At 61.4% G+C, this 25,933-nt stretch carries 23 protein-coding genes; 9 read left to right on the top strand and 14 right to left on the bottom strand.

Annotated elements, in window-relative coordinates; genetic code table 11:
• The first annotated feature begins 170 nt into the window (after window positions 1–170).
• From FIV39_RS02500 to FIV39_RS02490, 3 genes are read left to right on the top strand one after another with little or no spacing between them, the layout of a single operon-like run.
• Complete coding sequence (locus FIV39_RS02500; RefSeq protein ID WP_090408824.1) at window positions 171–2,072, top strand: two-component sensor histidine kinase AauS; 1,902 nt, start codon at window positions 171–173, stop codon at window positions 2,070–2,072.
• Window positions 2,069–3,406 (top strand): two-component response regulator AauR, encoded by a 1,338-nt coding sequence (locus tag FIV39_RS02495; RefSeq protein ID WP_090408825.1) that lies wholly within the window; start codon window positions 2,069–2,071, stop codon window positions 3,404–3,406. The genes FIV39_RS02500 and FIV39_RS02495 overlap by 4 nt, the downstream gene beginning before the upstream one ends.
• Entirely contained in the window at window positions 3,406–3,744 is a 339-nt protein-coding gene (locus FIV39_RS02490) for a GlpM family protein (protein ID WP_090408826.1), read from the top strand. Before FIV39_RS02495 ends, FIV39_RS02490 begins: the two co-directional genes overlap by 1 nt.
• A gap of 124 nt (window positions 3,745–3,868) precedes the next feature.
• On the opposite strand, the gene FIV39_RS02485 is transcribed toward FIV39_RS02490, so the two are convergent.
• The 6 genes from FIV39_RS02485 to FIV39_RS02460 all read right to left on the bottom strand — a co-directional run bounded on the left by FIV39_RS02485 (window position 3,869) and on the right by FIV39_RS02460 (window position 11,296).
• A complete protein-coding gene (locus FIV39_RS02485) occupies window positions 3,869–5,266 on the bottom strand; it encodes a sigma-54-dependent transcriptional regulator (RefSeq protein ID WP_090408827.1) in 1,398 nt (465 codons plus the stop codon).
• A complete protein-coding gene (locus tag FIV39_RS02480) occupies window positions 5,256–7,025 on the bottom strand; it encodes a HAMP domain-containing sensor histidine kinase (protein ID WP_090408830.1) in 1,770 nt (589 codons plus the stop codon). The genes FIV39_RS02485 and FIV39_RS02480 overlap by 11 nt, the downstream gene beginning before the upstream one ends.
• Window positions 7,025–8,149, bottom strand: coding sequence for a GNAT family N-acetyltransferase (locus FIV39_RS02475; RefSeq protein ID WP_090408833.1), 1,125 nt, complete (start codon window positions 8,147–8,149; stop codon window positions 7,025–7,027). Before FIV39_RS02475 ends, FIV39_RS02480 begins: the two co-directional genes overlap by 1 nt.
• A gap of 120 nt (window positions 8,150–8,269) precedes the next feature.
• On the bottom strand, window positions 8,270–9,208 hold the full coding sequence (locus tag FIV39_RS02470; protein WP_090408836.1) for an alpha/beta hydrolase: 939 nt from the start codon (window positions 9,206–9,208) through the stop codon (window positions 8,270–8,272).
• On the bottom strand, window positions 9,205–10,599 hold the full coding sequence (locus FIV39_RS02465) for an aspartate aminotransferase family protein (protein ID WP_090408839.1): 1,395 nt from the start codon (window positions 10,597–10,599) through the stop codon (window positions 9,205–9,207). Before FIV39_RS02465 ends, FIV39_RS02470 begins: the two co-directional genes overlap by 4 nt.
• On the bottom strand, window positions 10,592–11,296 hold the full coding sequence (locus FIV39_RS02460; protein ID WP_090408840.1) for an MtnX-like HAD-IB family phosphatase: 705 nt from the start codon (window positions 11,294–11,296) through the stop codon (window positions 10,592–10,594). The genes FIV39_RS02465 and FIV39_RS02460 overlap by 8 nt, the downstream gene beginning before the upstream one ends.
• Window positions 11,297–11,524: 228 nt before the next feature.
• Between FIV39_RS02460 and FIV39_RS02455 the strand changes: the two genes are divergently transcribed.
• Entirely contained in the window at window positions 11,525–12,280 is a 756-nt protein-coding gene (locus FIV39_RS02455) for a MipA/OmpV family protein (protein ID WP_090408841.1), read from the top strand.
• Between the two features lie 116 nt (window positions 12,281–12,396).
• Here the strand turns inward: FIV39_RS02455 and FIV39_RS02450 are convergent, their stop codons facing one another.
• From FIV39_RS02450 to FIV39_RS02430, 5 genes are all read right to left on the bottom strand, one after another.
• Window positions 12,397–12,801 (bottom strand): EamA family transporter, encoded by a 405-nt coding sequence (locus FIV39_RS02450; protein WP_090408842.1) that lies wholly within the window; start codon window positions 12,799–12,801, stop codon window positions 12,397–12,399.
• Window positions 12,798–13,178 (bottom strand): DMT family transporter, encoded by a 381-nt coding sequence (locus tag FIV39_RS02445; RefSeq protein ID WP_090408845.1) that lies wholly within the window; start codon window positions 13,176–13,178, stop codon window positions 12,798–12,800. The genes FIV39_RS02450 and FIV39_RS02445 overlap by 4 nt, the downstream gene beginning before the upstream one ends.
• The gene (locus tag FIV39_RS02440) at window positions 13,175–14,095 is read right to left on the bottom strand and encodes an arginase family protein (RefSeq protein ID WP_090408848.1); all 921 of its coding nucleotides are present in this window, start codon (window positions 14,093–14,095) and stop codon (window positions 13,175–13,177) included. The genes FIV39_RS02445 and FIV39_RS02440 overlap by 4 nt, the downstream gene beginning before the upstream one ends.
• A gap of 179 nt (window positions 14,096–14,274) precedes the next feature.
• Window positions 14,275–14,928: a DsbA family oxidoreductase gene (locus tag FIV39_RS02435; RefSeq protein ID WP_090408850.1), complete on the bottom strand. Its 654-nt coding sequence runs from the start codon at window positions 14,926–14,928 to the stop codon at window positions 14,275–14,277.
• 55 nt (window positions 14,929–14,983) lie between these two features.
• Window positions 14,984–16,003, bottom strand: coding sequence for an alpha/beta fold hydrolase (locus FIV39_RS02430; protein WP_090408852.1), 1,020 nt, complete (start codon window positions 16,001–16,003; stop codon window positions 14,984–14,986).
• A gap of 182 nt (window positions 16,004–16,185) precedes the next feature.
• Between FIV39_RS02430 and metR the strand changes: the two genes are divergently transcribed.
• Window positions 16,186–17,103 carry a transcriptional regulator MetR gene (gene metR / locus FIV39_RS02425; protein WP_090408854.1) on the top strand — a complete coding sequence of 306 codons (918 nt, stop codon included), beginning with the start codon at window positions 16,186–16,188 and terminating at the stop codon, window positions 17,101–17,103.
• Between the two features lie 114 nt (window positions 17,104–17,217).
• Here the strand turns inward: metR and FIV39_RS02420 are convergent, their stop codons facing one another.
• Genes FIV39_RS02420 through FIV39_RS02410 form a run of 3 tightly spaced genes read right to left on the bottom strand, consistent with a single transcriptional unit; the run spans window position 17,218 to window position 19,492 of the window.
• A complete protein-coding gene (locus FIV39_RS02420; protein WP_090408857.1) occupies window positions 17,218–17,724 on the bottom strand; it encodes a GNAT family N-acetyltransferase in 507 nt (168 codons plus the stop codon).
• 5 nt (window positions 17,725–17,729) lie between these two features.
• Window positions 17,730–18,143, bottom strand: coding sequence for an NUDIX hydrolase (locus tag FIV39_RS02415; RefSeq protein ID WP_090408860.1), 414 nt, complete (start codon window positions 18,141–18,143; stop codon window positions 17,730–17,732).
• Between the two features lie 32 nt (window positions 18,144–18,175).
• Entirely contained in the window at window positions 18,176–19,492 is a 1,317-nt protein-coding gene (locus FIV39_RS02410; protein ID WP_090408864.1) for an HD domain-containing phosphohydrolase, read from the bottom strand.
• Between the two features lie 220 nt (window positions 19,493–19,712).
• Here FIV39_RS02410 and FIV39_RS02405 point away from each other — a divergent pair, with 220 nt between their 5' ends.
• The 4 genes from FIV39_RS02405 to FIV39_RS02390 are packed head-to-tail and all read left to right on the top strand — an operon-like array spanning window position 19,713 to window position 25,783.
• Entirely contained in the window at window positions 19,713–21,587 is a 1,875-nt protein-coding gene (locus FIV39_RS02405) for a putative bifunctional diguanylate cyclase/phosphodiesterase (RefSeq protein ID WP_090408865.1), read from the top strand.
• A 5-nt stretch (window positions 21,588–21,592) separates the two neighbouring features.
• Window positions 21,593–22,582, top strand: coding sequence for a cytochrome-c peroxidase (locus FIV39_RS02400; protein WP_390620678.1), 990 nt, complete (start codon window positions 21,593–21,595; stop codon window positions 22,580–22,582).
• Between the two features lie 10 nt (window positions 22,583–22,592).
• Window positions 22,593–24,407 carry a DAHL domain-containing protein gene (locus FIV39_RS02395; protein ID WP_090408869.1) on the top strand — a complete coding sequence of 605 codons (1,815 nt, stop codon included), beginning with the start codon at window positions 22,593–22,595 and terminating at the stop codon, window positions 24,405–24,407.
• The gene (locus tag FIV39_RS02390) at window positions 24,404–25,783 is read left to right on the top strand and encodes an ATP-binding protein (protein WP_090408870.1); all 1,380 of its coding nucleotides are present in this window, start codon (window positions 24,404–24,406) and stop codon (window positions 25,781–25,783) included. Before FIV39_RS02395 ends, FIV39_RS02390 begins: the two co-directional genes overlap by 4 nt.
• Window positions 25,784–25,933 lie beyond the last annotated feature (150 nt).

Below are 25,933 nucleotides of genomic sequence, written 5' to 3'. Positions count from 1 at the left end.
GCACCACCTGGCTTCCACTGTAGAAACCGGGCAAATGTGGGAGGGGGCTTGCCCCCGATAGCGGTGGATCAGCGATAGATATACCGACTGACACACTGCAATCGGGGGCAAGCCCCCTCCCACACCGGACCGAGCAGGCTGGCAGCTCTGGTTGACCCAAGGCATCTGTGATGAAATGCGACCCCAACCTTTATCGCGCCGCACCGCCATCACTTGCCGTGAAGCCTCGTCTGATTCGCCAGCTGTTCCTGCCGCCGTTGATTATCGCGCTGATGATCGGCCTGGGTTATATCGGCTTCTGGATCAGTGAGTACTATGGCATCCGCACCCTCAGCGATACCGGCGAACGCCAGCTGGAGCTGCACGCCCGAACCGTCGAAAGTGAACTCAGCAAATACACCTACCTGCCCAGCCTGCTGGAGCTGGAGTCCAGCGTCTCCAAGCTGCTGGCCGAGCCCAATCAGGAAACCCGCAAAGCGGTCAACGACTACCTCGAAGGCCTGAACCGACGCAGTCGCAGTCGGGCCATCTACGTGATGGACACCACCGGCCGCGTGCTGGCCACCAGTAACTGGCGCGATGCCGACAGTTACCAGGGTGAAGACCTGTCCTTTCGCGCCTATTTCCAGAATGCCGTGCGCGGCCAGCCCGGGCGTTTCTACGGCATCGGCAGCACCAACGGCGAACCCGGTTACTACCTGGCCCACGGCCTGGAAGAACACGGCAAGATCATCGGTGTGGCGGTGGTCAAAGTGCGCCTGGAAGCCTTGGAGGAACGCTGGCAACGCGCGCGTCTCGAAGCCTTTGTGAGCGACGAGAACGGCATCATCATCCTCTCCAGCGACCCCGCCCGTCGCCTCAAGGCGGTGCGACCGCTGAGCGATGAGACCAAGGATCGCCTGGCCCACAGCTTGCAATATTACTGGGCCACGCTGAACGAGCTGGAACCCCTGGCCCGCGAGCGCTTGAATGAACGCAGCGAAAAGCTGACCTTCCCGGCCAACACTGAAGTGGTCAACGACGAGCACGAAGTCAGCTACCTGGCGCAAACCCGTCCACTCAACGACACACCGTGGAATTTCACCCTGCTCACCCCGCTCAACGACCTGCGCCGCGCGGCGATCAACCAGGGCATCCTGGTGGCTGTCGCGTTTGGCTTGGTGGCATTCCTGCTGATTGCCTGGAACGAGCGGCGCAAAGTCATCGCCACCCGCCTCGCCGCGCGCGAAGCCTTGCAGGAAGCCAACAGCCAGCTGGAGCGGCGGATCGCCGAACGTACCGCTGACCTGCGCGCCAGCAACGAACGGCTCAAGGGCCAGATCCGCGAACGCCGCCAGGCCGAAGAAACCCTGCGCCGCGCCCAGGATGAGCTGGTGCAGGCCGGCAAGCTGGCGGCCATCGGCCAGATGTCCACCAGCATCGCCCATGAACTGAACCAGCCGCTGGCCGCGCTGCGCACCTTGTCCGGCAACACCGTGCGCTTCCTCGAACGCGGCGCGCTGGACACCGCCAGCGCCAACCTCAAGACCATCAACGAACTGATCGACCGCATGGGCCGCATCACCGCCAGCCTGCGCTCCTTCGCCCGACGCGGCGATGACCAGGGCGAAGCCAGCCTGGCCAAGGCCGTGGACGCCGCGTTCCAGGTATTGGGCCCACGCCTGGACAGCCTGCCGCTGAGCCTGCACCGCGACTTTGCCCCGGCCCAATTGCAGATCGACCAGACGCGCCTGGAACAGATCCTGGTTAACTTGATCGGCAACGCCCTCGACGCCATGCAGGCACAACCCGCTCCCGAGTTGTGGCTGGAAGGCAGCATCACCGAGGGCAAATACCGCCTGCTGGTGCGCGACAACGGCCACGGCATCGACGCCGAGGCGCGCAAGCATCTGTTCGAGCCCTTCTTCACCACCAAACCCGGCGAGCAAGGCCTTGGCCTGGGCCTGACCCTGTCCGCCAGCCTCGCGGCGGCCACCGGCGGTACCCTCGCCGTGGAGCACCCGGCCGGCGGTGGAACTGCCTTTGTCCTGAGCCTGCCGCTGGTGGGCGCTCAACAAGCTGAGTCGACATGAATATTGATCCTCAAGACCTCACCGTGCTGATCGTCGAAGACGACCCCCATGTGCTGCTCGGCTGCCAACAGGCCCTGGCACTGGAAGACATACCCAGTGTGGGCGTGGGCAGTGCCGAAGAAGCGTTGAAATGCATCGGCGAGAATTTCGCCGGCATTGTCATCAGCGATATTCGCCTGCCGGGCATCGACGGCCTGGAGCTGCTCACCCGTCTCAAGGCCCTGGATAAAAGCCTGCCGGTGGTGCTGATCACCGGGCACGGCGATATATCCATGGCCGTCGGCGCCATGCGCAATGGCGCGTACGACTTCATGGAAAAACCCTTCTCCCCCGAGCGCCTGGTCGACGTCGCCCGTCGCGCTCTGGAACAACGTGGGCTGGCGCGAGAAGTCTGGTCGCTGCGCCGCCAGTTGGCTGAACGGGATTCGTTGGAAGGCCGCATCATCGGTCGCTCGCCGGCCATGCAGAACCTGCGTGAGCTGATCGCCAACGTCGCCGACACCTCGGCCAACGTGCTGATCGAAGGCGAGACCGGCACCGGCAAGGAACTGGTCGCGCGCTGCCTGCATGATTTCAGCCGCCGGCATTCCCACCAGTTCGTCGCCCTCAACTGCGGCGGCCTGCCCGAGAACCTCTTCGAAAGCGAGATTTTCGGCCACGAAGCCAACGCCTTTACCGGTGCCGGCAAGCGCCGCATCGGCAAGATCGAGCACGCCCACGAAGGCACGCTGTTTCTCGATGAAGTGGAAAGCATGCCGATCAACCTGCAGATCAAATTGCTGCGGGTGTTGCAGGAGCGCACCCTGGAACGCCTGGGCTCGAACCAGAGCGTGGCCGTGGATTGCCGGGTGATCGCCGCCACCAAGTCCGACCTCGATGAACTGAGCCGCGCCAGCCAGTTTCGCAGCGACCTGTACTACCGACTCAACGTGGTGACCCTGGAACTGCCGCCCCTGCGCGAACGCCGTGAAGACATCCTGCAACTGTTCGAACACTTCCTGCAGCAGTCGTCGCTGCGTTTTGACCGCACCGCGCCGGAACTGGACAACCAGACCCTGTCCAGCCTGATGAGCCACGACTGGCCCGGCAACGTACGCGAACTGCGCAACGTCGCCGAACGCTTCGCCCTCGGCCTGCCCGCCTTCAAGAAAAGTGGTACCAGCAGCGGCAGCCAAGGCCTGGCGTTTACCGAAGCGGTGGAGGCCTTTGAACGCAACCTGCTCAGCGATGCCCTGCAACGCAGCGGCGGCAACCTGACCCAGGCCAGCCAGGAACTGGGCATGGCCAAGACCACCCTGTTCGACAAGGTCAAGAAATACGGGTTGAGCCACTGATGGATCTTTTTTTGAAAGCCGCCCTGGGCGCGGCGGTGGTGTTGATCCTGGCGGCGCTGGCCAAGACCAGGAACTATTACATCGCAGGGCTGGTGCCGCTGTTTCCGACCTTTGCGTTGATCGCCCACTACATCGTCGGCAAGGGCCGTTCGGTGGACGATTTGAAGACCACCATCGTGTTCGGGATGTGGTCGATCATTCCGTACGCTGTGTATTTGGCGACGTTGTATGTGATGGTGGATCGCATGCGACTGGAGGCCTCTTTAGCCGTAGCGGCGGTAGCGTGGCTGATGGCCGCGACGATCCTGGTGAGTATCTGGGTACGCATCCATACCTGACCCGACTCGGTCAAAAAATGTGGGAGGGGGCTTGCCCCCGATAGCAGTGGATCAGTTAAAGATGAGCTGACTGACACACCGCTATCGGGGGCAAGCCCCCTCCCACATTTTTAATCGAGGCGTGTCAGCGGACTATTTTGTCGACCTGGATGCCCAGCTTCTTCAGGCGATACCAGAAGCTGCGCTCAGAGATCCCGATCTTCGCCGCCGCCGCAGCCTGCACACCTTTGCTCTCCTGCAACGCGGCCAGGATATACGCCTTCTCCACTTCCGCCAGCGCCGCATCCAGGTCCTGGGGAATGCCCGGTCCGTCGCTGAGGATCGCGGTCACGCCGCCTTCGCTGGGTTTGGAAGCAAACAGATAACCCGGTAAATCAATGTCTTCGATCACAGGCGTGGCGGCCACGATGGTCGCGCGCTCCACACAGTTTTGCAGCTCACGGATATTGCCCGGCCAGTGATACGCGGCCATGGCCTGCAACGCTTCAGGGCTGAAACCGGTAATACGCTTGCCGGCAGTGGCGCTGAGGGTCTGGGCAAAGTGACGGGCCAGGGGCGCGATGTCTTCCACACGTTCACGCAGGGCCGGCAGCGGGATCGGGAACACGTTGAGGCGGTAATACAGGTCTTCGCGAAACTCTTTATTGGCCACCGCCTCCAGCAGGTTCTTGTTGGTGGCGGCGATCACCCGCACATCCACCTTGCGCTCGCGGGGGTCGCCCACCGGCTCGATCACCCGCTCCTGCAAGGCGCGCAGGATCTTGGCTTGCAGCGCCAGGGGCATATCGCCCACTTCATCAAGAAACAGCGTGCCCTTGTCGGCCTGCTGGAAACGCCCGACCCGGTCAGACACGGCACCGGTAAACGCGCCCTTACGATGGCCGAACATTTCGCTTTCCAGCAGCCCTTCGGGGATCGCCGCGCAATTGACCGCCACAAACGGTTTGTCGGCACGGCTGCCGTGCTTGTGGATGGCGCGAGCGACCATTTCCTTGCCGGTGCCGCTTTCGCCGGTCAGCAGAATGGTGCTGCTGCTGTCGCGCACCGAATCCACCGCTTGCAGCACTTTGCGAAACGCCGGGCTGTCGCCGACCAGGCTGTCGAACTGTGCGTGTTCGTCCAGCTCGGCACGCAGGCGGGCGTTGTCGCGCATGATGTCGCGAAACTGCAGGGCCTTGGCCACGGTAATGTCCAGCTCGTCGATATCGAACGGCTTGGCGATGTAGTCGTAGGCACCGTTGCGCATCGACTGCACGGCGTTTTTTACCGTGCTGTAGGCGGTCATCACGATCACCGGCACGTGGGGATAACGCACCTTGATCTCGGCCAACAAGGCTGGCCCGTCCATGCCCGGCATCCGCCAGTCACTGATCACCAGGTCGATGTCTTCCTGTTCCAGCACCTTGAGCGCATGCAGGCCGTTGCCCGCAATGAACACCTGCACGTTGTTCTGGCCCAGGGCCGACGCCAGCAGGTCGCAAAGCTTGGGTTCGTCGTCGACTACCAGAATGTTATGCGTCATGACTGTCCTCGTCGTCTTCGCCTATCGCTGGAATGTACAGGCTGAAGGTGGCACCGGCATCGTTTTCGCTGGCGCATTCGATGCTGCCGTCGTGACTTTCCATGATCGAATAGACTTTGGCCAGGCCCAGGCCCGTGCCCGAGGCCTTGGTGGTGACGAATGGGGTAAAGATGCGCTCGATCATCTCCGGCGCAATGCCCTGGCCGGTGTCGGCGATGGTGATGACGGTGTTGTCGCCCACGCTGCGAATGCCCAGGGTCAGGCGCCCGCCTTCGGGCATGGCATCGATAGCGTTGATAATCAGGTTGAGACAGGCCTGCTTGAGTTGCTTGGCATCGGCGTAGATCGTCGCTCCCGGCGCCTGGTCGTCGATCTGCGCGTCGATATTATGGCTGGCCAGTTCCGGCGCGCAGAAGCCAAGGATCTCCTCCACCAATGGGCGGGCCGGCTGCAGCACGCGCAACGGTGGGTTGGGCTTGGCAAAGTCGAGGAACTCGGTGATCAAGTCGTTGATGCGGCTGACTTCGCTGATCACATATTCCAGGTGACGCTTGTCGGCGTCCGGCAGGTCTGCGCGGCGGTGCAACAACTGGGTGGCGGTCTTGATGATGCCCAATGGGTTACGGATCTCGTGGGCCAGGCCCATGGCGACTTCGCCCAAGGCATGCAGGCGATCACGCCGACGCAGTTGGGCTTCGAGGTGATGCAGCTCGCCCAGGCGCTCGGTCATATGGTTGAAGGTGCTGCTCAATTGCGCCAGTTCGTCGCCACCACTGACCAGTACACGGTGCGCGTAATTGCCTGAGATCACCGCGCTCACACCTTCGGACAAGTCCCGCAACGGCTTGGTCAGGCGCCGTGACACCAGCACACCGGCCGCCAGGGACAGTGCCGAACTGAGCAGGAAAATCAGCACGAACAGGTTGCTCTGGTTCACCAGCCCCACCAGGCTCGTATGGCGCAGCAGGCCGCTGAAAATCACGCCTTGCAGGTCACCGGCGTCGTTGAAGATCGGCCAGTACAACCCACTGTAGCTGTTGGTGAACTGCTCGCTGGGCTGCTTGGTGCTGCGCATCGCGGTCTCGACACTTTTCGGGATGCGTGAAGGGTGATCCACGAAGCGCTGGGTCGAAAATATCTCCGAGAACCCCTCGGGGTTGGCCAGGTACAGGCGCAGATCGAGGGAATGCACATCGGCCACGCTGGTGAGGAAGCTGCTGTCCAGGTAGGTCGCCACCAACAAACGGTAGTCGACGCCGTCCTGGCTGGTTTCGAAGGTCGAGACCACAATGCCCGTGCTCACCCCCGCCACTTGCACGGTCTGCAGCACCGCGTTGCTGGTCAGGCTGATCTGTTTGACGATGTCATCCGAGGCGGTGCTGAACACCACCTTTTGATCGCTCGTGCGGATCAGCGCCACCACGTCGATGTCGGTGGCATCGGCGATGTCGGCGGTCAGCCGGTCATGCTTGGCAGCCTGCTTGCTTGAGGGTGGGCTGGTGTAGCGCAGGAACAACTTGGCCATGCGCGCGTTGTCGTGAAGGATGTCGCCGATCTCATCCTTGACGATCTTGGTCGATTCTTGCAGCCAGATACGCACGTTGCTGTCGAAAATCTGCGACAGCGTGGTCGCCGCCAGCTCCGCCGCGATCATGGTGGGAATCACGCTGACCAGCCAGAACGCCAGCACCAGCTTGCGCTGGACGCTCCAGCGCGAAATGGCAAAGGGGCGGGCTTTCTGGCGGGTCTTGGTGATCATCAGGTTTCGCTTATCGCAGCAGCCATGGCAGGGTCGGAACGATCCGGTCGAATAAACAGTTTTACAAGCTTGAGCAGGCCGTTGACCAGCCGGTTGCGATGCCGGAAAAACACACTGTTGCCCTGGAACTCGCAACCCAGGCGCAGCTTACTGGCATACCCGGCCTGGCCGCACTCATACACCGCAATATTGTGTTGAATACAGTAGTCGACGTTGGTCAGCCAGCTGCGGAAGTACAGGTTGTAGTCACGGGAGAACGCAACGTCATGCCCGAAAAACTTGTCCACCAGCCGGTACTCGTCCACCAGGATCAGGTTGAACGCCACCAACTGCTCGTCGACCCAGTAAAGAACGCAGACGGCGCGATCGCCAAGGCGTTCGAGCACACCGGTGAAATAGCCGGCAGGCAAGCGTTCGAACTGCAACTCGGCCCGCTTCAGCGTGGCTTCGTACAGGCGCATGACCTCAGGCAGCACGTCGTCGATATTGCCTCGCCATTCCACCCGCGGTCCAGGTGCACGCAGCTTGCGGCGCAAGTCCTTGCGCGTGGACTTGCCCAGCGAACCGAGGTAGGCGTCCACCGAGCCGTACGGCAGCGGCAACACCCCGGTGGGCAAGCTCGGCATGCTTTGAAAACCCGCCGCCCGGCAACTGTCGAGCCAATGCGGGTCCTGGCTGGGGGCATCCTTGACAGCCACCAGGCCGATACCGAAATCATCGGCATCCTGGCGCGCGGCTTCCAGCAAGTGTTTAAGCAACAACGGGCGACGCGACGCGGGCACGCCACTGGCAACCCCGGCGTCGCAACGCTCGGCCACCGGGGAGCCAATGGCATACAGGCCCAACTGCAAAACACCCGGCCACAGCCGCTCCACACGTTCGGCCAAACGCTTGCCGGCGCCCGACACCGTGGTGTCGAGCCGATAATGGGTGATGAACGCGGCGGCCACGGCCACCAGCGTTCCATCGTCGTAAACCGCCAGGTAGCGCCATTGGAAGTCATCGATGGCGGCGTTTTCCACGGCGGCGTAATAGTCCCAGTCTTCCAGCGCACCGGGAAAACAGTCGTTCCAGGCGCTACGCTGGAGGGCCCGGATGGTCGGGAAGGCTTGGGTGGTGATCACATCGTTTCCCTTGTCATGGCCTATGCTGAGTGCGCTTGTTGTGACTGATGAGCTTATTGTGGCGAGCGGGCTTGCCCCGCGTTGGGCTGCGTAGCAGCCCCAAACCCAGGCATCTCAGTTCTAACTGGACGCGTGCAGTGTCAGTGATGGGGCGGCTTCGCCACCCAACGCGGGGCAAGCCCGCTCGCCACAACAAGCCCGCTCGCCATCCAGTAAGCCGGCGCCCACAAACGAGCTGTGCTGCTCGACAAAGTCGGCACTCAACTCGATCACCCGCCGGTATTGCAGGTCGACGGTGATCATGTGGTAGCAGTTGTCGAGCAGGATCTTGGTCACCGGGCCACCCAGGTGACGCTCCACGTAATCGGCGTTCCAGCGGCTGGTGATGTCGTCCTCGATGGAGTGCAACACCAGCGCCGGGACATTGATCCGGGGCATGCGTTTCTTGACCACTGCGTTCATCCAGTGCAACTCGCGCACGGTGACGCCTTCCATGGTCAACAACCCCGCCTCGCTGCTCTCCCCCTCTTTCATCTGCCGTTCCACAATCGCCCGCAGGCGTTCGTTCTTGATGCCGTAGGGAGGTTTTTCGGTGAACCGAAACAGGCGCACACCGAAGGGAATCCGGATCAACAGCGGCGTAATAAACGCCATTTTATTGATGCTCCAACCGTCGTACTTCAAGGTGGTGGAGTACATCAACAAACCGGCGACCTGGCCCGGGTGCTCCGACGCCACGTACATCGACATCACCGCGCCCATGGACAAGCCCCCGACAAACACCTGCTCATGGCGTTGCTTGACCTGTACGAAGGTCTTGCGCACGCCTTCGTACCAGTCCAGCCAGCCGGTGGCCTGCAAGTCGCTGTTGTCACCGCAGTGCCCGGCCAAGGTGGGCACGTACACCGTGCAGTTACCCGCCTTGGCCAGGCCCTTGGCGACCTGGCGCAATTCCGTCGGCGTGCCGGTCAGGCCGTGGATCAACAGGATCCCGACCGGACCTTCACCGAGAACGAAGCCGGCAGTACCTTCACCGAGGTCGATCTCTGCCAGCTTCACCGTTTGGTCGCTCGCACCAGCAACTGCTCGAGCAACTTCAGGCCCAGGTCGATTTCCGGGTAGCTGATTTCCAGGGACGGTGCCAGGGTGATCACGTTTTTGTAGTAGCCGCCCACGTCGAGGATCAGGCCGAGTTTCTGCCCATCCACCACCATGTCGCCTTTCATGCCTTCTTCGACCATGTAGTCCAGGGTCGCCTTGTCCGGCGTGAAGCCATCCGGGCCGCAGATTTCGCAGCGCAGGGCCAGGCCCAGGCCGTCAACATCGCCGATGATCGGGAAACGTTTCTGCAGGTCCTGCAGGCCTTCGAGGAAGTATTTGCCCTTGGCCATGACCATCGCGCCGTAGTCGACTTCGCTGGTCATCTTGAACATTTCCAGGCCCACCGCCGTGCCCAATGGGTTGGAGGCAAAGGTGGAGTGGGTCGAACCTGGCGGGAAGATCTTCGGGTTGATCAACGCTTCACGGGCCCAGATGCCGCCCAGTGGGTTGAGGCCGTTGGTCAGCGCCTTGCCGAACACGATCACATCCGGTTGTACGTCGAAGTGCTCGATCGACCAGAGTTTGCCGGTGCGGTAGAAGCCCATCTGGATTTCATCGGACACCATCAGGATGCCGTGCTGGTCCAGCACATGCTTGAGTTCGCGGTAGAAGTTCATCGGCGGGATCACGTAGCCGCCGGTGCCCTGGATCGGCTCGACGTAGAACGCAGCGTATTCACTCTGGCCGACTTTCGGGTCCCACACGCCGTTGTATTCAGTCTCGAACAGGCGGGCGAATTGCTGCACGCAATGGCTGCCGTACTCTTCCTTGGTCATGCCTTTAGGCCCGCGGAAGTGGTACGGGAACGGGATGAACTGCGCGCGCTCGCCGAAGTGGCCGTAACGGCGACGGTAGCGGTAGCTCGATGTGATCGACGAGGCGCCGAGGGTACGACCGTGGTAGCCGCCTTCGAAGGCGAACATCAGGCTTTTGCCGTTGGTGGCGTTACGCACCACTTTCAGGGAGTCTTCAATCGACTGCGAGCCGCCGACGTTGAAGTGCACACGACCGTCGAGGCCGAACTTGTTCTTGGCATCCACCGCGATCATTTCCGACAGCTCGATCTTGCCTTTGTGCAGATACTGGCTGGCGATTTGCGGCAGGGTGTCGATCTGCTGTTTCAGCGCGTTGTTCAGGCGCGGGTTGGCGTAGCCGAAGTTGACAGCCGAGTACCACATTTGCAGGTCGAGGTAGGCCTGGTCTTCGGTGTCCCACACGTAGGAGCCTTCGCAACGGCTGAAAATACGCGGCGGCTCGATGTAGTGAACGGTGTCGCCGTAGGAGCAGTACTTGGCTTCTTTATCCAGGAGGATCTGGTCTTCGGCGGAGGCGATACGGATATCAGACATGGTGGAAGAGTTCCTGATTGTCAGAAGAGGTGTTGAAGGTGGTGGCGTTGGCGGCGATGCCCTGAGGCAGTCGGGCCAGCAACGCAGGCACTTCGGCGAAGGTGTCGAAGCGCGCGTGAGGGATGTTGTGGGTTACGCAGTACTGGGCGAGGCTGCCTTTGGCGAACACGAAGTCGGCGGTGGAAGCCACGCACATGTCCGACTTGCCGTCGCCGATCACCAGCACGCGCTTGTTGCGCGGGGTGGATTTGCACTTGCAGTTGCCGGACGCGGCGCGGCAGGCATCGCTGGAATACGGGAAGTCGATGCGCCAGCTGTTCTGGTCGACCTGGCGCAGACGGTTGGCAAGGATCGGCAGCAAGGTCACGTAGTTGCGCGAGAGGATCCGCGCGATACCCTGTTCGATGCCGTCGCTGACCACTTCGAGGGAAGCGCCCAGGCCGAGCACGTGATCGACGAAGTCGGGGAAATCCGGGTCGATCTCGACACTGTCGAAATACGCCAGCAGTTCACTTGGGGTGGCCTTGATCAGCGCCAGTTGGCGGCTCAGGCATTCGCGTGAACCGATATGCCCATCCAGCCATTGCTGTTCGATGGTTTCCCATTCGGGGCCGGCGAAGCGTTGGAGGACGTTGTCGATGACATCGGTGGGGGTGATGGTCCCGTCGAAGTCGCACACGATATGCCAGTCAATCATTGCGGTTACCCTGAAGGAGTGCGCTGTCTGCGCTTTCAACAGGGGTAGAGCAGGGACTGTGCCAATTGGCCAAAGCCCCGTCGGCCGGGGCTTTTCCCAGTGTTCGCGGGGATTTTGTGTCAGGGGAGCTACAATTTTTGTAGCTTGCTACAAACAAGATGAGTGCTTGCGTGAGCGCAGTGGTTTGCGCGTTCATGCGCGTGTATTCAAACTTTAGGAATTGTGACCATGTTCAGGATCACATGCGCTGCACTCGCCGGATTGCTGAGCCTCAGCGCACAGGCCGCAGGTATCACCGGTGACGTCGGCGCAGGCGTCAGCTACCAACCCCACGACCCGACCGGCAGCCGCTACGAAACCCGGCCTGTGCCATACCTCGACCTGGACTGGGGCAATGTGAGCCTGAGCACCGATGACGGCCTGACCTGGAGCGCCCTGAACACCAACGGTTTTACGGCCGGCCCCTATATCAACTACCTGCAGGGGCGTACCTCCAACGGTGAGCTGCAAGGCCTGCGCAATGTCTCGGACATGGCCGAGGTCGGCGGCTTCATCCAATACGCGCCGGCTGACTTCTGGCGGGTCTACGCCCAACTGGGCCAGGCCGTCGGCGGCGGCCATTCCCAGAGCGGCGCGCTGGGCAAGGTCGGCGGGGAGCTCGGTTACCCGCTCGGCGGTGGAATCATCGGCAGCAGCGGCCTGGTGGCGCACTTTGCCGACGCGCGCCAGACCCAGACGTTTTTCGGGGTGGACGATAACGAGGCTGCCGCCACGGGATTCAAGGCCTACAACGCCAGCGGCGGTTTCCAGAACGTCACCCTGAGCCAGAGTTTCCAGTTCCCCCTGGCGCCCAACTGGTCCCTGCTGACCAGCGCCAGCTGGGTGCACCTGGTGGGTTCGGCGGCCAACAGCAGCATCGTCAAAGAGACCGGCGACGTGAACCAGGGCCAGGTACAGACGGCAATCAGCTACACGTTCGATTGATCACTTCGGACAACATGTGGGAGGGGGCTTGCTCCCGATAGCGCAGGGTCAGCCAATGCATACGGGACTGATCTACCGCTATCGGGAGCAAGCCCCCTCCCACAGGGGTCCGTGTTTCAGTTTTCTTCACCTTCGGCCAGCAGCGCGATACCGCCGATAATCACCGCCACGCCCACCCAGTGCAGCGGGCTGATGTGTTCCCCCAGTCCCAGCCACGACCCCAGCAACACCACCACAAACACCAATGAACTCAGGGGAAACGCCAGGGACAAACTGCTGCGCCGCAGGATCAGCATCCACACGAAAAACGCACCGATATAACTGACGATCGCCGCCAGGATCCCCGGGTTGCGCGCCACCTCGGACAACCACTGCCAATTGAAATCCATCTGCCCCAGCTGGTCGCCGGCAATCTTGGTAAACAGCTGCCCGGCACTCTCGGTGCAGATCAGCAAGGCCCATAGCACCACCGTGCCGAGGCGCCCATGTAACCAACCGGTATGCATCGTTTGCGTACTCATGCCTGACTCCCTGCAATCGCGACCAGCATCACACCCAAGGTAATCACCAGCGTGCCCAGCCAACGGCGGCGGCTGACGGTTTCGCCCAGTACCACCTTGCCGGCCAGCACCACCCCGCAATAAGCCAGGGCCGCGGCCGGGAACAACAGGCTCAACGGCGCACGAGACAACGCTTCGAGCCATACGAAAAACTCAATCACATAGGCACCGATGCCTGCCCACAGCAGCGGCGCATTGAACACCTGGCCCCAGAACGCATTCAGGCGAAAACTGCCCTCCAGTTCCGGCAAACGGTCCAGGCCGAGTTTGAAACACAGTTGGCCAATCACATCGAGCACGATGGAAAAGGCCACCAGCAACACCACGGTCAGGGTCACGGGAACAGCTCCTCAAACAGGTCGATCAGGGCTTCATTGGTGGCGGCGTTGCGCTGCAAATCCTCCGGGCTCCAGCGCTCCGGTGGTGGCTGATCGGACTTGGCTTCCCAACGCTTGAACGCGTTACTGAAGGCCGGCGTGGCGAACTCACCGCACACGTCGATGCCGATGATGCGCTTGCTGGCCGCCAACGCCCGCAGGGCTTGCAGCAGGTGGGTCAGGCGCATGCCGCCCTGGTCCCAGTTGGTGGCGGCGTCTTCACTGGCGAGCACGTCTTTGTCGATGGTGATCCAGATCGCTTCGGTGGGCAGGCTGCTGATCATCTGTTCAAGAAACACCGGCCAGTCCAGCTCCGCCAGGTTGCGCCAGTGCAAGTGGTTTTCCTGCTGCTGGTGGCCAGCGCCATCGCCGACCCGGCCCCAGACTTTCGACGGCGGGTGCTGCCAGGGGAACAGTTGCAAATGCCCGCGCTTGAGGGCGCCGAGGTTACCGCCACGTAGTTGCGGGTTATGCAGGTCATCGCTGCATGGGCCAAGGGTGACGATGCGTTTGATCGCCGGCATTTTCAGCGCGCGGTTGACCCACGAGCCACAGTGGCGCTTGGGCGCAAAGCGCACCCAGTCGGGGTGGTTGTCGAAGTGGATCAGGCTGATAGGTTCTTTCAGGTCGGCCAGAAACGCCGGGGTCAGGTGGTGATAATCGCCGGAGCCGACGAACAGGATTTCCGGGCGCGCATCCATGGGCCGGGGCCGCTGGGCCAGGCGCTCGGCGAAGCGTTTCCAGGTTTTTTCGGTGGACCACAGGCGCAGCTTGGGGCCCAGGTCCAGCAGGTCGATGCGCGTGGCACGGCCACTGGCCAAACGCCGGGCAATCGGTGCCTGACCGGTGAGGCTGTGGTCGAGGTCAAGAATGTTCAAGGTAGTGTTTCCCCTATGGCTTTAGGGGGTCAATGCAAGGGGCGGGCCAGCGAGATATTCAGATTCACACAGAACTCATGTGGGAGGGGGCTTGCTCCCGATAGCAGTGGTTCAGTCAATACAGATGTTGACTGACACTCCGCTATCGGGAGCAAGCCCCCTCCCACATGGGAACACGGTCAGGCTCGGGATTCGGTGATGATCTGGCGAATCGCACCGACAAAGGCTTCCGGCGGCTGGCCACCGCTCACGGCGTACTGGTCGTTGAACACGATGGTCGGCACCGAGGTCACGCCACGGGAGGTCCACAACTGCTCTTGCTCGCGGACTTCGGCGGTGTATTCATCGGAGGCGAGAATCTTTGCGGCGCGCTTGATATCCAGGCCGACGCTTTCAGCGATGATCGCCAGGGTGGCGTGATCGGAAGGGTCTTGGCCGTCGGTGAAGTAGGCTTTGAACAACGCTTCCTTGAGGTTGTACTGCAAGCCCTCGATCCCGGCCCAATGCAGCAGGCGGTGTGCGTCGAAGGTGTTGTAGATACGGCTCTGGCCATCGGTGCGAAAGGCAAAACCGAGCTCGGCGCCCATGTCGCGGATGCGCGCACGGTTGGCCTGGGATTCTTCGGCCGTGGAGCCGTATTTCTCGGTGATGTGTTCGACGATGTTTTGCCCTTCGGCGGGCATGTTCGGGTTCAGTTCGAACGGCTGGAAATGGATCTCGGCCTGCACCTCGGTGCCGAGCTGGTCGAGGGCTTCGGTCAGGCCACGCAGGCCGATGATGCACCAGGGACAGGACACGTCGCTGATGAAATCGATTTTCAGGGGAGTACTCATGGTAGGCAACCTCGCAGGCTTCAATACGCCGTAAAGGTTGCACGATACACCAATGTCACAGCAGCTTCGAAGGCACGACCGGGTCAATCTGCGCCCAGTGTGCGGCATCTTCACGATGGGCTTGCAGGTACGGCAACACCGCCGTCAGCAGCGGCGCCTTGAACGCTTCCTGGAAACGATGGGCCATGCCGGGAATCAACTTCAATTGGCTGCCCTGGATATGCGCCGCCAGGTGCACGCCGTGCATCACCGGCAGCAACGGGTCGGCGGTGCCGTGGACCACCAGTGTCGGTACGCGCAGTTGGTTGAGCAGCGGCACGCGGCTGGGTTCGGCGAGGATCGCCATGATCTGGCGCTTCACGCCGTCCGGGTTGAAGGCACGGTCGTAGGACAGCGCCGCCTGGTGCAGCAACGCCTGACGATCATCCGTCACATTCGGGCTGCCCAGCGCCGCAAGCAAATCCGCCTGCTGCTCCAGCGCCACTTCACGATTCGGCGCACTGCGTCGCGACAACAACTGCACCAGCGCCGCATTCGGGGCCGGCAAGCCTTCGGCGCCGGAGCTGGTCATGATCAGGGTCAGGCTTTCCACGCGCTGCGGCGCCATCGCCGCCAGGTGCTGGGCGATCATGCCGCCCATGCTTGCGCCCAGTACGTGGAACTGCTGGATCTGCAAGGCGTCCATCAAGCCCACGGCGTCATCGGCCATGTCCGTCAGCGAGTACGGCGCCGATACCGGCAGGCCGAGCTTGTAGCGCAGCACTTCAAAGGTCAGGTTGGCATTCGCCGGTGCCTGGCGCCAGGTGGACATGCCGACGTCACGGTTGTCATAGCGGATCACCCGGAAACCCTGCTGGCACAGGGCAACGACGACTTCGTCGGGCCAGTGGATCAGTTGCCCGCCCAAGCCCATCACCAGCAGCAAGGCCGGGTCGGACGCACGGCCGATACTCTGGTAGGCGATGCTTACCTGAGCCAGGTCGACCGTTTGGGTCGGGACATTGACATCACATCGAGAAGCCGCAAAAGACGGCAGGCCGAACAATAGAGCGGCCAGTAAAAGCAACACGCGCATGAAAAACACCGAAACGCAGAACCCCAGTAGAGCGCGAGTCTGATGAAGTTTGTTCAAGCGCGCTGCCACAGTTCCATGACAGTTTGATGAAGAGTGCCCGGCGGTCTTGGTCGACATGCGTTGCAACATGAGACAAACTCACGCTATCCCTATTCGCCACAAATTGTCTTCATGGAGAGCCCGTGCTCGAGATCCGTCACCTCAAGACCCTGAATGCACTGCGCGAAGCCGACAGCCTGGTGGAGGCCGCCGAGCGCCTGCACCTGACGCAGTCGGCACTGTCCCACCAGTTCAAGGAGCTGGAAGAACGCCTGGGCATGCCGCTGTTCGTGCGCAAGACCAAACCCGTGCGATTCACCAGCGCCGGCCTGCGCCTGCTACAACTGGCCGACGCCACCCTGCCGCTGCTGCGCGGTGCCGAGCGCGATATTGCGCGTTTGGCCGGTGGCACCGCCGGGCGCTTGCATATGGCGATCGAGTGCCACAGTTGTTTCCAGTGGCTGATGCCGACCATCGACCAGTTCCGCGATGCCTGGCCGGAAGTCGAGCTGGACTTGGCGTCGGGCTTTGCGTTCGCCCCGCTGCCGGCCCTGGCCCGTGGCGACCTCGACCTGGTGGTGACGTCAGACCCGCTGGAGCTGCCGGGCATCACCTATGTGCCGCTGTTTACCTACGAAGCCATGCTCGCCGTGGCCAACCAGCACGCGCTGGCGAACAAGGCGTACATCGTGCCCGAAGACCTGCTGACCGAAACCCTGATCACCTACCCGGTGGAACGCGACCGCCTGGACATCTTCACCCGCTTCCTGGAACCCGCCGACGTGGAGCCGGCCCAGGTGCGTACCTCGGAACTCACGGTGATGATGATGCAACTGGTCGCCAGCGGCCGCGGCGTGTGCGGCATGCCCCATTGGGCGCTGCATGAATACAGCTCGCGCGGCTATGTGAAGGCCAAGCGCTTGGGCGAGAAAGGGTTGTTTGCAACGTTGTACGCGGGGATTCGTGCGGACATGCTGGATGCGCCGTATATGCGCGACTTTTTGCTGACGGCCAAGGACACGTCGTTTTCAACCCTGGATGGCGTGAGCGCGGTACGCTGAAACACCACAGTTCCAAATGTGGGAGGGGGCTTGCTCCCGATAGCAGAGTGTCAGCCAACAGAGATGTTGAATGTGCAACCGCCATCGGGGGCAAGCCCCCTCCTACATTGGATTTCAGTCGGCCGTAAGTTCGCGCCACATGTGGATTTTGTCGAAGTACTCCACGCCCACCCGCACCGCCAACGGTTCCAGGCCGTACTGGATAAACCCGCAGCGTCGGTACAGCGCAAACGCTGCATCGTTGCCGGCGGTGACGGTCAGCTGGATCACTTTCAGTCGCGGATGTTGGCGCGCTTCATCCAGCGCTGCCTCGACCAATCGCCGGCCCAGGCCTTTCTGCTGGTAAGCCTGGGTCACGTACATGCCAAACAGGGTCACCTTGTGCCGCGCCTTCTCCCGAGGCTCGAAGGCCAGGCCGACAATGCCGGCCAGTTCCCCCCCGGCGTACGCGCCGAGCAAACGATCCAGCGGACTCTCCAGGCGTTTTTCCCACCAGCTCAACGGCATGGCGGCGCGCTCGGCCACACTGGAAGTGAACGCCTGGGGATAGGCACCATAGGCCTCCAGCATCAACGCCCGATAAGCCTCGGCGTCGTTGGGCCCCAGCGCACGGACGCTCATTCGCGTCAGGCCGGCGTGGTCAGTGAAGCGCGATAAAACGGCAGGATCAGGTCACGGGTCAAGGGCGCCAGGACCAGGCCACCGTCGCCAGCGGGGTCGATCCAGCGCACCTCTTCGATTTCAGCGGCGGGGCTGACCGGAACATCGATCTGCACCTGGAACAATTCAGCATCCACGGTGAACCCCGGCTCGTTGGCCGCGGGGGCCGAGAAGTGGCCGAGGTACACGGCGTCGCCGGGCTTGATGCGCAGGTTCAGCTCTTCGTACAGCTCGCGGGCCAGCGCCTCCGCGGGCTGCTCACCGGCGTCGATCTTGCCACCGGGTTGCATAAAGGCCAGGGTGCCGCGTTTGCGCACGAGCAGGGTGTGGCCATCGCTGCCGATCAGCAGGGCGGCGGCGATACGGATAGTGCTGGGCATGAACTGAAAACCTTGAATTCAAAAAGTGAAAATTAATGGAGCACCGCGTCGGTCTCGTCCGGCTCCTTGATAAACACGCTGTACTTGGCGCCTTCCATCGCCTCGAACGCAATCAGCTTGTCCACCAACGGCAGGTTCAGCACCTTGCCGGCATTGAGCAGCAACATGCCGTTATCAGCGTTGAGGTTGCGCGCCAGGACCATGCCGTCTTCCAATTCACGGGTGGAGAGCACCTTGACCGTGGGATCGCCCAGGGTCACATCACTGAGAAACGCGGCGCAGGCCTGGATGAAATCCTCGATCAAATCCGGATCATAGAGGCGCCCGGCATATTTGCGGATATACAACAGCGCTTCATCGCTGTTCAGGTGCCGCTCAAGGATCAGGCCTTTCTGCAACTCGATGAAGTCCACCGCCAGTTTCAGCAGGCGTGAACCGAACGGAATCGCCTCGCCCTTGAGGTGGTCGGGGAACCCGCTGCCGTCCCAGCGCTCCTGGTGATGACGAATGATCCGCGCCGCATCCTTCATCGGCTCCAGGGTCATCAACAGCGATTCGCTCTGGGTCGGATAGCCACGGTACCGCTCGCGGTCGGTGCTGTGCAGCTTGTCGGCCGGCTCGATCAACATACTGTCGCTCCAGCTCAGCTTGCCGATGTTGTACAACGCGGCGGCCATGGCCATGTCACGGGCGCTGGCTTCGTCGATGGACTGGGCGGTGCAGTACACGCGCACCAGTTCGATCAGTGGACGATTGGTCTGTTTGTTCTTGGGCAGGCGCAGGTTGGCCAGCAACGAAAACACTTCGGTGCCGGTCACGTAGCTGCGCTTGAGCTCATCGTAGGCCAGGTCGAGCATGTCGGCGGTCTGTTGCAGCTCACTGGTCCGCGCTGCCACGCGTTTTTCCAGGGTGGCATTCAATAGCTTGAGCTGGTCGTTCTGCTGATGGGCCAGGCGTTCCAGCCGCTGGAGTTCCAGGGCCTGCTGCAGGATCAGCTTCAGTTCGTCATCGTTCCAGGGTTTGCCGATATAGCGGTGGATCTGCCCTTCGTTGATCGCCTTGATGATCGTCGGCAGGTCGGCGTAGCCGGTGAGCAGGATGCGACTGGTGGCGGGATAAAGGCGATGAACCTCAGCCAGCAATTGCGCGCCGTCCATGCCGGGCATGCGCGCATCGCTCATCACCAGGTCTATGGGCTGGGCGGCCATGACCTCCAGGGCCTCGGCGCCGCTGCCCGCGAGCACGACATCGAAAGGTTGGCCGCGCAACAGGCGACGCAAGCTGTTGAGGATCGACTCTTCATCGTCGACCAGCAAAATAGTGGGTTTCGTCGCAAGTTGTTCATCCATGCCTGCTGCGCCTTCACATTGAACTGAGTTGAGCTGATTTGAACCCCTGGGCCAAGCCGTATTCCGTCGCTTATGGCGCGGGGTTGATTTGACGCCAACTGGCCGCCGAATTCAAGGGACCTCGACTACACTGTCACAGCAGGTCTGCGCCCCCCCTCAGCCATGGAACCAAGGAAGGAATGGTTATGCAGTCGAACCTTTTGAAGGTCAGGAGCGCGCTATGAACGCCAATTCAGGACGGGCCAACCGTCGCATCCTGATCGTCGATGACACCACGTCCATCCACCAGGACTTTCGCAAGATCCTGTGCGCCGACGCCGACGGCGAGCCCTCCCTGGATACCCTTGAGCAAACCCTGTTCGGCACAACGACCGTGGCTCGCCAGGCCTTTATCCTGGATTCAGCCTACCAGGGCCAGGAAGCCTTGGACCTGGTAAATCGGGCCCTGGCAGCCAACGCTCCCTACGCCATGGCGTTCATCGACATGCGCATGCCGCCTGGCTGGGACGGCCTGCAAACCATCGAGCAGTTGTGGAACGTCGATCCCAACCTGCAGATCGCCCTGTGCACCGCTTATTCCGACTATTCCTTTGAAGCGATCGAAGCGCGCTTGAAGTACAACGACCAGTTGCTGATCCTGAAGAAACCCTTCGATCACCTGGAAATCCGCCAGATGGCCAGCGCCCTCACCTGGAAATGGCAGCTCGCCCAGGATGCCGCCCTCAAGGTGATCGGGCTGGAGCGCACCATTGAGGAACGCGTGCAGGAACTACTGAAAGTCTCGCACCTGCTGCAATACGACGCGCTCACGGAGTTGCCCAACAGCACGCTGCTGGGCGACCGGCTGACCCAGGCCATCGCCCTGGGCCGGCGCCATGACACCCAACTGGCGGTGATGTTTATCGGGCTCGATCGCTTCAAACGCATCAACAATGCATTGGGTTATCCAGTGGGTGACGAGGTGCTCCAGCAGGTCAGCCAAAGCCTGGTGGCGGCGGTCCGGGAATCGGACTCGGTGTTTCGCTATGGCTCGGACGAGTTTGTGATCCTGCTCAATGATGTCCTGCACCCGCAGCAAACCCAGCACATCGCCCAGAAGATACTCCAGGCCATCAGCGCTACCCGCCACGTCGCGGGGCACGACCTGAGCGTCACCGCCAGCCTGGGCATCAGCATTTACCCGAATGACAGCAGCACTGCCGTGGAGCTGATCAAGCACGCTGAAACCGCCATGCACACCACGAAGGAGCGCAGCCCGGACGATTTCAGTTTTTACACCGAAGACATGAACCTGCGCGCCCAGCACCAGCAAAACCTGGAAAGCGCAATCCGCCAGGCCCTGGAACACAATGAGTTTGCACTGCACTACCAGCCCAAACTGGATTTGAAAACCGGGCGAATCCTCGGCGCGGAGGCGCTGATCCGCTGGTTTCAACCGCGCTCGGGCTGGGTCCACCCGGCTGACTTCATTCCGGTAGCCGAGGACAGCGGGCTGATCGTTCCCTTGACCCAATGGGTGCTGCGCCACGCCTGTGAACAGGCACAGGCCTGGCGAACCATGGGCCTGGCGCCGCTGCGCATCTCGGTGAACATCTCGGCCATCGACTTCCGCCAGCGCGAGTTTGTCGACAACCTGGCCGCCATCCTCAAGCAGACCGGCCTGCCGCCCAACCAGCTGGAGCTGGAGATCACCGAGAGTGTACTGATGCAGAATGTCGACGAGACCGTCGATATTCTTAACAGAATCAAGGCCATGGGCGTGCGCCTGGCGCTGGACGATTTCGGCACGGGCTACTCCAGCCTCAGCTACCTGCGACGCTTTCCTATCGATGTGCTGAAAATCGACCAATCATTCGTGCGCGGGCTGCACGAAAATAGCCAGGACGCGCAGCTGATCAGCGCTATCATCGGCATGGGCAAGAGCCTGGAGCTGAACATCATCGCCGAAGGGGTGGAAACCGTCGAACAGCTGAACTTCCTGAGGTCACAGCAGTGTGAGGAAGGCCAGGGCTTTCTGTTCAGCAAGGCGATACCTGCGAAGGATTTCGCCCAGTTGCTGCAGGTGGGCAGCCCCACGCTGATGCCCGATCAATAGCCCCTATGCCTGCAAGGAGTGCTCGCTTGAGCGACGTCTCAACCTACTGTTTCGGCCTCATCCTCACGTTGGGGTTGAGCCTGGGGATGACCGTGACGGCCGCGCCGCTGGACGAAGCGCTCAAACCGTTGCCACCGGTTGCGCAACTCGACCCGGCCAAGGTCGAACTGGGCCGCCAACTGTTCAATGAGCCGCGCCTGTCAGTCAACAACACGCTGTCGTGTGCCAGCTGCCATCACCTCGAATCCGGGGGCGCCGACAATAAACCGTTCTCCATCGGTTTCGACGGCAAGCCCGTGGAAATCAACACGCCGTCGGTGTTCAACGCCAGTCTGAATTTCAAACAGTTCTGGAATGGCCGGGTGGACACCCTGGAGGCGCAGGTCGAGCAGGTGGTCATCAGCCCGGTGGAAATGGGCAGCGACTGGAAAACCGTGGTGCAGAACCTGTCCGCCCTGCCCGCCTACCAGGCTGCGTTCAAACAGGCCTACCCCGATGGCGTCACCGCCGCCAACGTGCAAAACGCCCTGGCCACCTACGAACGCACGCTGCTGACGCCCAACTCACGGTTTGACCAGTACCTGCTGGGCAACACGGAAATCCTCACGATCCAGGAAAAGTACGGCTACCAGCGCTTCAAGGATTACGGCTGCATCGCCTGTCACCAGGGCATCAACATCGGCGGCAACATGTTCCAGAAGTTCGGGGTGATGGGCGACTACTTCAAGGTGCGCGGCAACCCCGTCGAGTCGGACCTGGGGCGCTACCTGCTGACCAAGGATGAAGAAGACCGGCACGTGTTCAAGGTCCCCAGCCTGCGTAACATCGCGGTCACGGCGCCGTATTTTCACGATGCATCGGCCAAGACCCTGGAAGAAGCGGTCGACGTCATGTTCAAGTTCCAACTGGGGCGCAACCCCTCGCAAGAGGATAAAGACCTGATTATCCAGTTTCTCAAGACCCTGACCGGCGAATGGTCGGGCAAGCCTTTATGAGCAGTTCGTCATGACCCTCTATCGCCGCCGCACCAGCCTACTGGCCTTGGGGTTCATCACCCTGTTGCTGGCCTCCACGCTGATCTTTCTGTACGTCAAGTCGTCCAGCAACCAGGCGTCCTCCTACACCCAGTCCAGGGACCTGATCCGGCAGCTACAGCAACTCAACGCCCAGTGGGACAGCGAAGTGCTCAAGGCCAGGATCGCCATTACCCACAATTACGACCCCCTGGTGGCGCCCCTGACAGAAATGACCCGGCTGTGGGCAGAGCTGGAAGAGCACGATTCGCGCCACAGCCCTGAGGACCTGTCCGGCTGGCAAGCCAGCCAGCAGGCTTATCGAGCAGCTATCCACGAAAAAGCCCGGCGCATCGATCAGTTCAAATCCCACAACGCCGTGTTGCGCAATTCCCTGGCCTTCCTGCCGACCGCCGAAGACGATATCCAGGCGCAGTTCAACCAGGTAAACGACGACACAAAACTGCAACTGCAAAGCGTGGCCACCGACACTTACGATTTGCTGCTCAGCAGCCTGGAATTCGCCCAGGTCACCACCCAAGAGCGCGCCGCCGACATCCTCGTCGGCCTGGGCAAGCTGGCAGTCAACAAGGAACTGCTGCCCAGCGAGTTCCGCGCCCCGGTGGAGATCCTGAGCAATCACATCGAACTGATCTTGCGCGAGCAGCCCGTGGTGAACACCCTGCTCGAAGAGATCGCCGCCATCCCGGTTGCCGAACGCCTGGATGACCTGACCACCCACCTCAACCAGGACCAACAGGCCGTCGACCTGGTCGAACAGCAATACCACCGCTACCTGCTGGTGTTCTCGACCCTGCTGGTGGCCCTGCTGCTGTACCTGACGATTCGCCTGCTACGCAGTTTCGCCGAAATCAACCGCGTCAACCGTGCCTTGCAGGCGGCCAACGAAACCCTGGAACAACGCGTGGAACGGCGCACCCAACAGCTCAAGGATGCCCAAACCGAGTTGATGGACAGCGCGCGCCAGGCCGGCATGGCGGAGATCGCCACCAACGTGCTGCACAACGTCGGCAACGTGCTCAACAGCGTGAACATCTCCGCCGACCTGGTCACCCGCAAACTGCGCAGCAGCAAGGCAATGGGCCTGGGCAAAGCCATGCAGTTGATCAACGAGCGCCAGGCCGACCTGGGCACCTTTATCACCGAGGATGAAAAGGGCAAGCTGCTGCCCGGCTACCTCAACCAACTGGTGGACGCCATTGCCGTCGAGCAACAAGGCCTGATCGATGAGCTGGCGCAATTGAGCAAAAGCGTGGACCACATCAAGGACATCGTCTCCACCCAGCAATCCTATGCGGGCGCGCCCTCACTGAAGGAGCCGGTGCAGATCAGCACCTTGATGGAAGACGCCCTGCGCATGAATGCGGGGGCACTGAGCCGGCACAATGTCACGGTGGTCAAGCACTATGGGCAGGTACCGGAAGTCCTCGCGGACAAACACCGCTTGCTGCTGATCATGGTCAACCTGATCAGCAACGCCAAGTACGCCATGTCCAACCTCACCGATCGGCCACGGCAGATGACCCTGACGGTCCAGTCGCTGGAGGACAGCACGTTGCTGATCAGCGTGAAGGACGATGGGGAAGGCATACCGGCCGAGAACATGACCCGCATATTTACCCACGGTTTTACCACCCGCAAGGAAGGTCACGGTTTTGGCCTGCACAGCTGTGCACTGGCCGCCGTTGAAATGGATGGTCACCTCAGCGCCCACAGTGACGGGCCAGGCCAAGGTGCGATATTCACCCTGACGATCCCCCTCACGCCTGCCGGAAGTCCCGCATGAACCAACCTCCCAACCGGCGCATCCTGCTGATTGATGACACGCCGTCGATTCACGACGATTTCCGCAAGATCCTGATGCCTGCCGTTGAATCCAACCAGGTGCTGGATGACATGGAGTCGGCACTGTTCGGCGAATCCAGCAAACCCACGGCGCCCCCCTTCGACCTGCACTCGGCCTACGGCGGCGAAGAAGGCCTGCAGTTGCTCATCACCGCTATGGCGCAACAGCACCCCTATGCCCTGGCGTTTGTCGACATGCGCATGCCCCAAGGCTGGGACGGGGCGAAGACCATAGAAGAACTTTGGAAAGTCGCCCCCGACCTGCAAGTGGTGGTGTGCACTGCGTACTCGGACTATGCCTGGGAAGACCTGCTGGACCGTCTGCACGGCCATGACCGACTGCTGATCCTGAAAAAGCCGTTCGATAACATCGAAGTCCAGCAGATGGCCAACACCCTGGCCAATAAATGGGACATGGCCCGTCGTGCCACCCTGCAAACCACTCAGCTGGAACGGCTGGTGGAACAACGCACGCAAGCGCTGCAGCAGGAAATCGAAGAGCGCAAGCACCTGGAAAGCCAGCTGGTGCAATCGGAAAAGCTCGCCTCGCTGGGGCAACTCGCCGCAGGCGTGGCCCATGAGATCAACAACCCGGTGGGTTTTATCTCGTCCAACCTCAGTACGCTCGACGGTTATTTCAACCAGTTGCAACAGATGCTGGAGGCTTACCAGCAGGCCGAAGAAACCCTCGCCCCGGGTGAACAGCACGCGCAGCTCAAGGCATTGCGTACCCGCCTGGAACTGGACTTTCTACAGGACGACATTCCGATATTGATCCGCGAGACCAAGGAAGGCATCGGTCGCGTGGCGCAGATCGTCAAGGACCTGAAAAACTTCTCCCGCGTCGATAACGACCAGACCTGGCAATTCGCAAACCTGCAACAGGGTATCGACTCCACGCTGAACATCGTTGCCAGCGAACTCAAGTACAAGGCCGATGTGGTCAAGCACTACGAACCGCTGCCAGAGATTGAATGCCTGGCCTCGCAGCTCAACCAGGTGGTGATGAACCTGGTCATCAATGCAGCGCAGGCCATGGGGCCGGAACGCGGCATCATTACCATCAGCAATGGCGTGGAAGGCGAAAACGTCTGGCTGGAGGTGGCGGACAACGGCTGCGGGATTGCGCCGGAGACCGTGCAGAAAATCTTCGATCCTTTCTTCACCACCAAACCGGTGGGCGAAGGCACGGGGTTGGGGCTGTCACTCTCCTACGGCATCGTCAAGAAACACCATGGCGATATTTCTGTCAGCAGTGAGCTGGGTAAGGGGACGAAGTTTCGCGTGGTCTTGCCAATTCGGCAGACGGCGGCGTAGGGCTCGCCGCCGAATCATCCGCCCTTCCCCCACTACCTGTTATTTCTGACAGTAGACAGACACGTTTCCCGACTCGACACTCCACACAAGCAACACAGCTGCATGCCGTGGGGCGTGCTGAACGTGAGGCCTGGACCCTCATCGTCGAAG

Source organism: Pseudomonas grimontii, from assembly GCF_007858185.1.
GTDB classification, from domain to species: Bacteria; Pseudomonadota; Gammaproteobacteria; order Pseudomonadales; family Pseudomonadaceae; genus Aquipseudomonas; species Aquipseudomonas grimontii.
Note: the sequence above shows the minus strand (reverse complement) of the source record. Positions and strands in the feature narration are given on the sequence as shown.

Coding starts and splice junctions, on each gene's coding strand:
- FIV39_RS02465 (WP_090408839.1), bottom strand. CDS start 10,599: ATGTCTGATATCCGTATCGCCTCCGCCGAAGACCAGATCCTCCTGGAT.
- FIV39_RS02435 (WP_090408850.1), bottom strand. CDS start 14,928: ATGAGTACTCCCCTGAAAATCGATTTCATCAGCGACGTGTCCTGTCCC.
- FIV39_RS02450 (WP_090408842.1), bottom strand. CDS start 12,801: ATGAGTACGCAAACGATGCATACCGGTTGGTTACATGGGCGCCTCGGC.
- FIV39_RS02480 (WP_090408830.1), bottom strand. CDS start 7,025: ATGATCACCAAGACCCGCCAGAAAGCCCGCCCCTTTGCCATTTCGCGC.
- FIV39_RS02415 (WP_090408860.1), bottom strand. CDS start 18,143: ATGCCCAGCACTATCCGTATCGCCGCCGCCCTGCTGATCGGCAGCGAT.
- FIV39_RS02420 (WP_090408857.1), bottom strand. CDS start 17,724: ATGAGCGTCCGTGCGCTGGGGCCCAACGACGCCGAGGCTTATCGGGCG.
- FIV39_RS02455 (WP_090408841.1), top strand. CDS start 11,525: ATGTTCAGGATCACATGCGCTGCACTCGCCGGATTGCTGAGCCTCAGC.
- FIV39_RS02390 (WP_090408870.1), top strand. CDS start 24,404: ATGAACCAACCTCCCAACCGGCGCATCCTGCTGATTGATGACACGCCG.
- FIV39_RS02430 (WP_090408852.1), bottom strand. CDS start 16,003: ATGCGCGTGTTGCTTTTACTGGCCGCTCTATTGTTCGGCCTGCCGTCT.
- FIV39_RS02500 (WP_090408824.1), top strand. CDS start 171: ATGAAATGCGACCCCAACCTTTATCGCGCCGCACCGCCATCACTTGCC.
- FIV39_RS02410 (WP_090408864.1), bottom strand. CDS start 19,492: ATGGATGAACAACTTGCGACGAAACCCACTATTTTGCTGGTCGACGAT.
- FIV39_RS02460 (WP_090408840.1), bottom strand. CDS start 11,296: ATGATTGACTGGCATATCGTGTGCGACTTCGACGGGACCATCACCCCC.
- FIV39_RS02495 (WP_090408825.1), top strand. CDS start 2,069: ATGAATATTGATCCTCAAGACCTCACCGTGCTGATCGTCGAAGACGAC.
- FIV39_RS02405 (WP_090408865.1), top strand. CDS start 19,713: ATGAACGCCAATTCAGGACGGGCCAACCGTCGCATCCTGATCGTCGAT.
- FIV39_RS02485 (WP_090408827.1), bottom strand. CDS start 5,266: ATGACGCATAACATTCTGGTAGTCGACGACGAACCCAAGCTTTGCGAC.
- FIV39_RS02490 (WP_090408826.1), top strand. CDS start 3,406: ATGGATCTTTTTTTGAAAGCCGCCCTGGGCGCGGCGGTGGTGTTGATC.
- FIV39_RS02400 (WP_390620678.1), top strand. CDS start 21,593: ATGCCTGCAAGGAGTGCTCGCTTGAGCGACGTCTCAACCTACTGTTTC.
- FIV39_RS02395 (WP_090408869.1), top strand. CDS start 22,593: ATGACCCTCTATCGCCGCCGCACCAGCCTACTGGCCTTGGGGTTCATC.